The 6,356-nt window shown below is 65.9% G+C and carries 5 protein-coding genes; all 5 read left to right on the forward strand.

Annotated elements, in window-relative coordinates; all coding sequences use genetic code 11:
- Positions 1-112 precede the first annotated feature (112 nt).
- The 5 genes from FVW27_RS05330 to FVW27_RS05350 all read left to right on the forward strand — a co-directional run bounded on the left by FVW27_RS05330 (position 113) and on the right by FVW27_RS05350 (position 6,268).
- Entirely contained in the window at positions 113-1,534 is a 1,422-nt protein-coding gene (locus tag FVW27_RS05330) for an MATE family efflux transporter (protein ID WP_167123383.1), read from the forward strand.
- Positions 1,521-2,420 (forward strand): DUF2156 domain-containing protein, encoded by a 900-nt coding sequence (locus FVW27_RS05335; protein WP_208294645.1) that lies wholly within the window; start codon positions 1,521-1,523, stop codon positions 2,418-2,420. The genes FVW27_RS05330 and FVW27_RS05335 overlap by 14 nt, the downstream gene beginning before the upstream one ends.
- A gap of 308 nt (positions 2,421-2,728) precedes the next feature.
- Positions 2,729-2,962, forward strand: coding sequence for a NifU family protein (locus tag FVW27_RS05340; RefSeq protein ID WP_012612141.1), 234 nt, complete (start codon positions 2,729-2,731; stop codon positions 2,960-2,962).
- A gap of 246 nt (positions 2,963-3,208) precedes the next feature.
- On the forward strand, positions 3,209-4,603 hold the full coding sequence (gltX, locus tag FVW27_RS05345; RefSeq protein ID WP_167123384.1) for a glutamate--tRNA ligase: 1,395 nt from the start codon (positions 3,209-3,211) through the stop codon (positions 4,601-4,603).
- Between the two features lie 393 nt (positions 4,604-4,996).
- On the forward strand, positions 4,997-6,268 hold the full coding sequence (locus FVW27_RS05350; RefSeq protein ID WP_167123385.1) for an HD-GYP domain-containing protein: 1,272 nt from the start codon (positions 4,997-4,999) through the stop codon (positions 6,266-6,268).
- Positions 6,269-6,356 lie beyond the last annotated feature (88 nt).

The raw sequence follows: 6,356 nt of genomic DNA on the forward strand, positions 1-6,356 counted from the left end.
GGCCACGAAGGCGGCCAGCCGTGCATGCGTGCGGCGGCGCCACGTGCCCTGCGCCGGATCATGCCTGCGGGCGGGTGCGACGCCCACCACCGAACCGAATGGACGGCACGAGATGTCGCAGCACGCGCGCCCGCAGGGCGACGACGCTTCCTATGGCGGCATCTGGCGGCTGACATGGCCACAGATGCTGATGATGCTCTTCCATTTCCTCATCGGGTTCACCGACGTGTGGGTGGCAGGTCGCATCCACGCCGACGTGCAGGCCGCCATCGGCCTTGTCTCGCAGTGCCTGTTCTTCCTGCTGGTGGTGGCGGTGGCCGGTGCCAGCGCCGGCGTGGCCGCCATCAGCCAGGCTCTGGGCGCGGGTCTGCTGCCGCGTGCCCGGCGCTACGTGGGCATGGTGCTGGTCGGGGGCTGTTCGGTGGGCGTGGGCATCATGCTGCTGGGCTTCGCCACCAGTGAATCCTTCCTGCGTCTGTTGCAGGTGCCCGAGCAGATCATGCCGGTCACCGCGTATTTCTGGAAGGTGTACCTGCTGGGCCTGCCCGCCAACTACCTGTTCACCATCACCGGGGCGGTGTTCCGAGCCCGCAAGCGCATGATCGCGCCGCTGCTGTCCATGGTGGCGGTGTGCGCCGTCAATGCCGTGGCAGACCTGGGCTTCGGCCTCGGGCTGTGGGGCCTGCCCGCGTACGGCTATGCGGGGGTGGCCTGGGCCACCTTTGCTTCCGTCACTGCCGGGGCAGTGCTGAACGTGGGCATGCTGGTCCGCGACCGCGAACTGCTGCAACGCGCCTCGTTTCCCCCCTTGCGCTGGATGCGGCGCGGCGCACCCTACCTGTTCCGCGTGGCCGCGCCTGCCGCCGGGCTGCAGATCATGTGGAACCTCGGGTATCTGGTGCTGTTTTCCATCGCGGCGTCGTTGCCCGTGGACAGCGTGGTGGCGCTGGCGGGCATGACGGCGGGCATGCGCGTGGAATCGATCATCTTTTTGCCTGCCTTCGCCTTCAACATGACCGCCTCGGTGCTGGTGGGCCATCTGCTGGGCGCGGGCCGCAAGCCGGAGGCGGTCCGAGTCAGTCTGCGCCTGCTGGGCATCGGCTGTGCCTCCATGACCGTATTCGCGGCGCTGCTGTGGCCGTGGACGGCCGACATCGCCGCCTGGCTGGCCCCGGAACCCGCCGTGGCCGTTCAGGTGGTCAGTTATCTGCGCTACAACCTCGTTTCCATCCCCTTTACCGTGGCCAGCATGACCCTTGGCGGGGTCATGACCGGCGCGGGCGCCACCCTCTACTCCTTTCTGGTGTACGGTTCGGCCACGTGGTTCGTGCGGCTGCCGCTGGCATGGGTCATGGGCCATGTGGTGTGGCGTGATGCGGCGGGGATCTTTCTTGCCATGTTCGTTTCCCAGGTGTTCCAGTCTTCGGTCATGCTGTGGCTGTTCTACACGCATGACTGGAGCCGGTTCAGCATGATCCGGCGCAATGGCCGCAAGGCCGCGCCACAAGGAGCCGCCTCGCATGACCGACAGTGAGTTGACCCCCGGAGAGTTCCGGCCAGTCTCGCTCGACCGCATGGCCGAGTACCTCGACCTTTTCGCCCGCACGCCGCAGCATGCGTCGGACTTCAGTTTCACCAACGTCTGGGGTTGGGCCGAATACTACGGCCTGGAGTGGACCTTTGCGCATGGGCTGTGCTGGCTGCGCCAGACCCGGCCAGAGCCGGTGTGGTGGGCGCCCGTGGGGCCGTGGCTGGATGCCGACTGGCGCCAGTGCGCGCTGCTGGGCGGGGGTGCCCGGTTCATCCGCGTGCCCGAGTCGCTGGCCGTGCACTGGCAGCAGGCCCTGGGCGACCGGGTGACGCTGACCGAGGCGCGCGGGCAGTGGGATTACCTGTACGCCGCGCAGGACCTGGCGGAACTGAAGGGCAACAGGTTCCACAAGAAGAAGAACCACGTGAACGGCTTTCTGAAGGCCTATCCGCACGAGTATCATCCCATGACCTCCGACTGCATAGAAGCGGTGTTGGATATGCAGGAGGAATGGTGCAAGTGGCGCGAATGCGACGAGTCGCACGCACTGGTGGCGGAAAATACCGCCGTGCGTCGGGTGCTGGAGCACTGGGACAGGATTCCCGGGCTTTCAGGCGGGGCGCTGTATGTAGACGGCAAGATGATTGCATATACCGTGGGCGAGCGGCTGGACGACGAGACACTGGTGGTGCATTTCGAGAAGGCCAAGCCGGAGTATCGCGGTGTGTACCAGGCCATCAACAACCTGTATGCGCGCGAGCATGCCATGAGCTTCCGGTACATCAACCGCGAGCAGGATCTGGACGACCTGGGGCTGCGGCAGGCCAAGGAAAGCTACAATCCCGTGGGTTTTTTGAAGAAGTTCGCGGTGGACGTGGCCCCGGTGTAGGGGGCGGGCGGTTTTTTGCTTGCCTCCGGCGGGCAGGGGGCAACAGCGCGTTGCGATCGCCATCCGCGCTTTGCGGTCCCTATCCGTAAGGTTTGCTTCGCTCACCTGACGGTTAGGGCAATGCTCCAAGATTCGCATAACGGCTGCCGTCCCCTGCACCCCCGCATCTTTGCCATTCCCCCCATGGTTTGACACCCCGCCGCCGAAGGCAGTAGAAGGGCGCGGCGTTCGCCGCCCTTGCCAGACAATGTCATTGCCCGGCGCGCCATTCGTCCCCCCTCCCGGTGGGGGAACTTCAGGAGGTTTCCATGTCCGATGCCATCCATGAAAGGGTGCAGGCCGCCCTCGACAAGGTCCGTCCCTATCTGCAGGGCGACGGCGGCGACGTCGAGTTGGTGGAAATCACCGCCGACGGCGTGGTCCGCGTGCGCCTGACCGGCGCCTGCAAGGGCTGCCCCATGTCGCAGCAGACCCTGAAGGGCGGCGTGGAGCGCATGGTGCTGAAGGAAGTGGCAGAGGTGAAGCGCGTCGAGGCCGTGTAGCCTCCGCGCCGCGCGCCGTTATCCGCGATTTTTCCGCATCCTTCCGTGCCGGGCGCATCCGCGCTCCGGGTACGCGCCGCAATCTTTCGGCACACCGTCCGGGTCACACCGCCCGGGTCACGCTGTCCGCAGCATGCGCCCACCATCCGGCAGGCTGCCAGACAGGTCCGGACAGGTCCGGACATCCAGACGGACGCCTGCATGCTTTCCACGCCATACAGACACCCGAAGAACGGGGAGAACATCATGACCAAGGTCGTCACGCGCTTCGCGCCGAGCCCCACCGGGCACCTGCACATCGGCGGCGCACGCACCGCCATCTTCAACTGGCTGCTGGCCCGCCACTTTGGCGGCACCTTTCTGCTGCGCATCGAAGACACCGACCAGGAACGCTCGCTGCAGGAGTATACCGACTCCATTCTGGCCTCCATGCGCTGGCTGGGCCTGGACTGGGACGGCGACCTCATCTACCAGAGCCAGCGTTTCGAGATATACAACGGCTACATCGACCGCATGCTGGAAACCGGCCACGCCTACTGGTGCGAATGCACGCCGGAAGAAGTGGAGCAGATGCGCGAAACGGCGCGCGCGCGCGGTCTGAAGCCCAAGTACGACGGTCGCTGCCGCGAGCGCGGCCTTGGCCCCGGCCCCGGTCGGGTGGTGCGCCTGAAGGCTCCTTTGACCGGCCGCGTGGTGTTCGAGGATGTGGTAAAGGGCACCCTGGCCTTTGATGCGGCAGAACTGGACGACATGGTGCTGCGCCGTTCCGACGGCACGCCCACCTACAACATGGCCGTGGTGGTGGACGACGCCACCATGGGGGTCACCCACGTGCTGCGCGGCGACGACCACGTGTCCAACACGCCCAAGCAGGTGCTGATCTACCAGGCCCTGGGGCTGCCGCTGCCGGTGTTCGGCCACGTGCCCATGATCCTTGGCCCGGACAAGAAGAAGCTGTCCAAGCGTCACGGCGCCCGCGCGGTCATCGAGTACGAGCAGGACGGCCTGCTGCCCCAGGCGCTGGTGAACTATCTGGTGCGCCTTGGCTGGTCGTTCGGCGACCAGGAAATCTTCGCGCTGCAGGAACTGGTGGAAAAGTTCACCACCGCCAACCTGAACAGCGCCCCCGCCGCCTTCGACCCGGACAAGCTGCAGTGGCTGAATGCCCATTACCTGCGCGAAACCCCGGTGGACGAACTGGCCCGGCTGGCCGCCCCCTTCGTGAAGGCGGAAGGCTTCGACGTGGCCCCCGAACGGTTGGCCGCGCTTGCGCCCCTGTTCCGCGAGCGCGCCTCGAACCTGGCCGATCTGGCCAGGGTGATGCGCTTCATGCTGGTGGACGCCGCCGCATTGGAGTACGACGCCGCCGCCGTGGCCAAGGCCCTGACCGCCGAGGGCAAGGCCCATGTGGCGGCCCTGCGCGGACTGCTGGAGAAGGCGGAGCCCTTCGACAAGGCAACGCTGGAAAAGGTGGTGCACGACTACGTGGAGCAGGGCGGCCTGAAGTTCAAGCAGGTTGGCCCGCCGCTGCGCGTGGCATTGGCGGGTTCGCTGGGCGGCCCCGGCCTGCCCGAGATCATGGAAGTGCTGGGCCGGGCCGAAACCCTGGCTCGCCTTGACCGGGCGGCAACGCTGGGCTAGGCCCGCACGATAATGCCGACACGGCGCGATACGGGCATGCCCCTGTCGCGCCGGGCATGCAATGATGCCCAACCAGAGGCCGGAAGCACTGCTTCCGGCCTTTTTGCGTTGCTGCGCGCTCCCTGCATGCCAAGTCGCCCTGACGTACCGTCATGTTTGCTGTTTGTGCCGTATCATCCCGTATCCGCAAGGAGTATGTAACGCTTGCTCCCCGCCCCGGCAGGCAGGGAATCCGATGTGGCATCATTCGCTTGTTGACATCGTCATTTGCTCGTCGATAAAGTGTATGACCATCAATGTTGTCGGTCGCCGTTTTGGAACGTGACGCGGCGACCAGGCACGCAACGGGGACACGGAGTTGTCCGACGTTGACGGGGCCATGCCGGGGGGCTCATGTATTCGGGGATTTCGGTCGACCTGTCGGACATGCTGTTGTCCATTTCAGAAGCGCTTGACCTTGCGAGTCCTTCGCTGTCGCAACATCAGTTGCGGGTTGCTTTTGTGGCATGGGAACTGGCCGAAGCGCTGGATCTTCCGCAAAAGGACAAGGAAACGCTGTTCATCGCGTCGCTGCTGCACGACGTGGGCGCGCTGTCGCCGGAAGACAAGTTGGACGTGCGCGCATCGCGCGTGGAAAGCATGGACGAGCACTGCGCCGTGGGCGCGGGGCTGCTGGCACAGGGACCGGGACTGGCCGAGGCCGCCGAGGTGGTGCGCCTGCACCACGCCACGCTGCCGGAACTGGAGGCGCACGGTCCCGATCAGCGCGTGGGCCTGCTGGCCCAGATCGTCCTGCTGGCCGACACTCTGGAACGGTCCATGGACCGGCGCATCTACGTGCTGCACCAGCACGACGACCTCACCACCGAAATTCGCCGCATGTCGGGCTGCGCCATCGACCGTCGGGTGGTGGAGGCCTTTCTGCTGGTTTCCGGCCGGGACGAATTCTGGCTGAACCTCGTCTCGCCGCGCCTGTTCAGCTTTCTGAGCGAACGCAATCCCTGCCGCCGTCTGCAACTGGATCTGGACGGTGTGCGCACATGGTCGCTGCTGGTGCGCGAGATCATCGACTTCCGTTCGCCGTTCACCGCCACCCATTCCGCCGGGGTATCCGCATCCGCCGGGGCACTGGCGCGAGCCTTCGGCCTGCCCGAGCCGGAGGCGCGGCTGATGGAGATCGCGGGCAACCTGCACGACCTTGGCAAGATGGTGGTGCCCAACGCCATTCTGGAAAAGGCGGGGCCCCTCACCGACGAGGAATTCGCCGTCATGCGTCAGCACACCTATCACACCTATCTGGTGCTCAACTCCATGAAGGGCCTTGGCGGCATTGCCGAATGGGCGGCCTTTCACCACGAGAAGCTCGACGGTTCGGGCTACCCGTTCCGCATCGGGGCGGGCGGCCTCAGCATCGGATCGCGGATCATGGCCGTGGCCGACATGTGCACCGCTTTGGCCGAAGACCGGCCCTACCGCACGGGCATGCACCGCGACGAGATCGTCGACGTGCTGCGCGACGGGGTGCGCCGGGGGCTGCTGGACAGGGCCGTGGTGGCCACGCTGGAGGCGCGGCGGGACGACATCATCGACACCGCGGCGGCGGCGCAGGGCAAGGCGCGCAGCAAGGTAAGCGTCACATCACCTCCTTCTACCGCCCTCGTTTGAAATCCTGCATGCTCATCCTCCAATCAAGGAGGTGCGGGTATGCCGTCGAATCGCAGGCGAAGGTCGAAAAAGGAGTCTTATTGGCGGG

Origin of the sequence: Nitratidesulfovibrio liaohensis (genome assembly GCF_011682075.1) — a bacterium.
Classification (GTDB): domain Bacteria; phylum Desulfobacterota; class Desulfovibrionia; order Desulfovibrionales; family Desulfovibrionaceae; genus Cupidesulfovibrio; species Cupidesulfovibrio liaohensis.

Bases quoted from the DNA above. Each gene is read 5' to 3' on its own strand.
- FVW27_RS05330 (WP_167123383.1), top strand. From the start codon at position 113: ATGTCGCAGCACGCGCGCCCGCAGGGCGACGACGCTTCCTATGGCGGC.
- FVW27_RS05335 (WP_208294645.1), top strand. From the start codon at position 1,521: ATGACCGACAGTGAGTTGACCCCCGGAGAGTTCCGGCCAGTCTCGCTC.
- FVW27_RS05340 (WP_012612141.1), top strand. From the start codon at position 2,729: ATGTCCGATGCCATCCATGAAAGGGTGCAGGCCGCCCTCGACAAGGTC.
- gltX (WP_167123384.1), top strand. From the start codon at position 3,209: ATGACCAAGGTCGTCACGCGCTTCGCGCCGAGCCCCACCGGGCACCTG.
- FVW27_RS05350 (WP_167123385.1), top strand. From the start codon at position 4,997: ATGTATTCGGGGATTTCGGTCGACCTGTCGGACATGCTGTTGTCCATT.